Raw genomic sequence first — 2,745 nt, forward strand, 5'->3', positions numbered from 1 at the left:
TCTTAGATATCTGGAGAGAGGTGTTAACTATGAACATTAAAATAGCCGAAGAGAAATTAAATACACTTAAAACAAATGGAGTTAAACTAACGTCAAAACAAATTAGTTATCTAGATAACCATTACGACCCAATCGACAACCTTGAAAGCTTAGTCTTCCATTGGACACCAGAAGAACTAATTTTGCGGGCTTCGAATGAAACGTTGAAAGACTTTGAATCAATAGCAGGGTACGATTTTAGTATTGATTTAGCTCCTTTATTCGTTAAATTAGGTGAAGAGTCTTTAATGGTAGTAAACAGCAAAGATGATATTCAGTTCTTCAAGCAAGTTGTTATCGACATAATGCATAACACTAACATAGATGATGAAGGCAATTATATAGACGAAGAATAGGAGAGAATGATAATGAGTGAGAGCCCCATAGATTACAATCGACTGAACGATAATTTGAAGAAGAAAGCCGATTTCTACACTCGTAAAATATGGGGAATTAGTTATACTGGCGAAGTGGAATTCTCTAAAGGTCAAAGAAGAGAAGCAGAAATAGTATTCTGGGGTAGTGTGCCAAGCATAAGATTCAAAAGAGAGTTAGCCGATCCAAAACTGGAATTTTGTTTAGATGATTTGTTAGTTAGAATGCTTACACGATGGTATTGTTATAAAAAGGGATTGAACAAAGAAACCGACTTCTTAAGAGAATTAGAGGCACATGGAATATGCTCTACAAACAAATTTTTAATACATAATAAAAAAGCTTATACAGGAAGTATTGATAAAAGATTGTGGAACCCAACAATAAGAATAATTGAACTAAATATTGAATTCGGATCTTAATAATAATGGTGAGATGTTTATAATGAAATGAGCTATTTGCCAATCTGTGAGGTTTTTGAAAAATCGGTGAAGTGAATTCATATAAATTTAACAATAAAAAATATAATAAACTAAAAATATACGTTGATTTTATTATAATTTATGTTTATAATGAAGATAAGAAATAATACATAAGGGAGTGACGATCTAGATGATGAAATTTGAAGTTAAGGCAGCATTAGATGCAAAGTTTGAAAGGGTTGTTGGAGACGATGAAGAGTGGACGGAGATCTTTTCCTACCTTTATAAAAAATTCGATTTAATGCCTGAAGAAGCTTTCTCTCAATGTTCAAATTTCACAAACATAAGATCGGCAATTCATGAATATAAAATAAAGTCATCCCGCAAGAATTCATCCAAAAAAACATATTGCAAACTTGAAGCGCCTATAGACGAAGTTACTGAAAAAGCATACGGAATTATAACTGGGTCAAATAACTTGAGTGGGACAAATTACAAGGAATATGTCAGTTGGATTCCCACTAGTCAGGTTATAGAAGAGGACAGTAAAGTTTATGTTCCTAACTGGTTAATAAGCAATAATAATATGTGGGGATTCGTAAATAAGAATGATAAAATCACAAGATGAGGAGAGTTTATTCTTCTCTTCTTTTTATAAAATGGAGTTGATAACAATGACAGAAAGAACTTTGCAAGACATTCAAGAACAACTTGAAAATCTTAATAGAAATTACTTATCATTTCAGAAAAGATTATCTGACAACCTACTCAAGTTATCATCTCAAGTTGAAACCATAGATTATAGAAAATTAGCAAAACTTATCAAAGAACAAGCAGATGAAGCTAAAAACCTACACGAAATACAAAAACACATCGAAGTTTTAAAGGAACAAGAACGAGAAAAATTCAAATGAAATAGAATCGCAGCTACCGAAGTTTGAATCATTACGTAGTATGATTGAATCACAAAAGCAGAATGATATTGAGTGGTTTAAGAATAAAATGGAATCGAATGATTACTCAGATTGCACACCACAAGAAATTCACATGATAGAATCAGGAATAGAAGAGATCGTAAAGAGAGTAACGTTAGATGCAAAATTAAGATTAACAAAATTAATTAGTCAAATTAAAGATAAAACGGGTGAGGTTATCACTTGTACTGTTGAAAAGAATAACAATGGTGGGTATGATGGAGAAATTACAGGGACAAAGAGAACTGTTCATATTCAAACAATTGTTGCTGGTGGGGCAGTTCAACAATTGCATCATAGAACATTGATTAAATAAGAAAAAGGAGGCTGAATAGCCTCTCTTTCATAAGGAGGATTATATTTTGACTGCTAAAAGTAAATTCGATAAAGGTCTAGAAGTAGTTATCAATAGCGGGAGATTTAAAGGCTTTGATGGGGTTGTAGTGGATCATTTTACAGCAACTAGTAAAGATTCAGGCAAGGTTGAAGCAGGCGTTACAGTGGAAAATACGTCTGGAGAACAGAGAGATGCGTTTGATTCTAGGATAAAGCTTTTATAATGGAGAAGGACGTGCAAATATGGATAATAAGTACTCATGGATAATCAACTATATTAGCGATAATGGCGCAGTTGATATTCTTAATTCAGTTTTTGTTGATGCATACATAGAACATTTCAACGCTAATTTTAAAGTAACAAATTATGGGGCTAATAAATGACCAGAGCTGAGTACACTACTATCAGATATGAATAAGAGATATATGTTAAAGCGTACGGCTGTTGGTTTGACTTTGAGTAGCCTACCATCAGGTTTTCCTAAATGGGTTTATGTCTATAGTCTTAACGAATAAATCAGTTTAAATGAAAAATGAATAAGTTGTGAAAGGTCTGCATGAAATGCTTATTTTATCATAAATAATTATAGGAGCAAGAA

6 protein-coding genes are annotated in these 2,745 nt (G+C 32.4%); all 6 read left to right on the forward strand.

Going from position 1 to position 2,745, the window contains the following annotated elements; genetic code table 11:
• Positions 1-395: hypothetical protein (locus JCM16418_RS23180; RefSeq protein WP_036653779.1), on the forward strand; the 395-nt coding region annotated here is incomplete at its 5' end.
• Positions 396-407: 12 nt separating this feature from the next.
• On the forward strand, positions 408-836 hold the full coding sequence (locus JCM16418_RS23185; protein WP_036653781.1) for a hypothetical protein: 429 nt from the start codon (positions 408-410) through the stop codon (positions 834-836).
• A gap of 190 nt (positions 837-1,026) precedes the next feature.
• Positions 1,027-1,464, forward strand: a complete 438-nt coding sequence (locus JCM16418_RS23190; protein WP_036653783.1) for a hypothetical protein — start codon at positions 1,027-1,029, stop codon at positions 1,462-1,464.
• Positions 1,465-1,510: 46 nt separating this feature from the next.
• Positions 1,511-1,750, forward strand: a complete 240-nt coding sequence (locus JCM16418_RS23195; protein WP_148298909.1) for a hypothetical protein — start codon at positions 1,511-1,513, stop codon at positions 1,748-1,750.
• A gap of 40 nt (positions 1,751-1,790) precedes the next feature.
• Positions 1,791-2,126, forward strand: a complete 336-nt coding sequence (locus JCM16418_RS23200; protein ID WP_036653786.1) for a hypothetical protein — start codon at positions 1,791-1,793, stop codon at positions 2,124-2,126.
• A gap of 46 nt (positions 2,127-2,172) precedes the next feature.
• Positions 2,173-2,370 carry a hypothetical protein gene (locus JCM16418_RS23205; protein WP_036653788.1) on the forward strand — a complete coding sequence of 66 codons (198 nt, stop codon included), beginning with the start codon at positions 2,173-2,175 and terminating at the stop codon, positions 2,368-2,370.
• The last annotated feature ends 375 nt before the right edge of the window (positions 2,371-2,745 follow it).

Source organism: Paenibacillus pini JCM 16418, from assembly GCF_000576305.1.
GTDB classification, from domain to species: Bacteria; Bacillota; Bacilli; order Paenibacillales; family Paenibacillaceae; genus Paenibacillus_AQ; species Paenibacillus_AQ pini.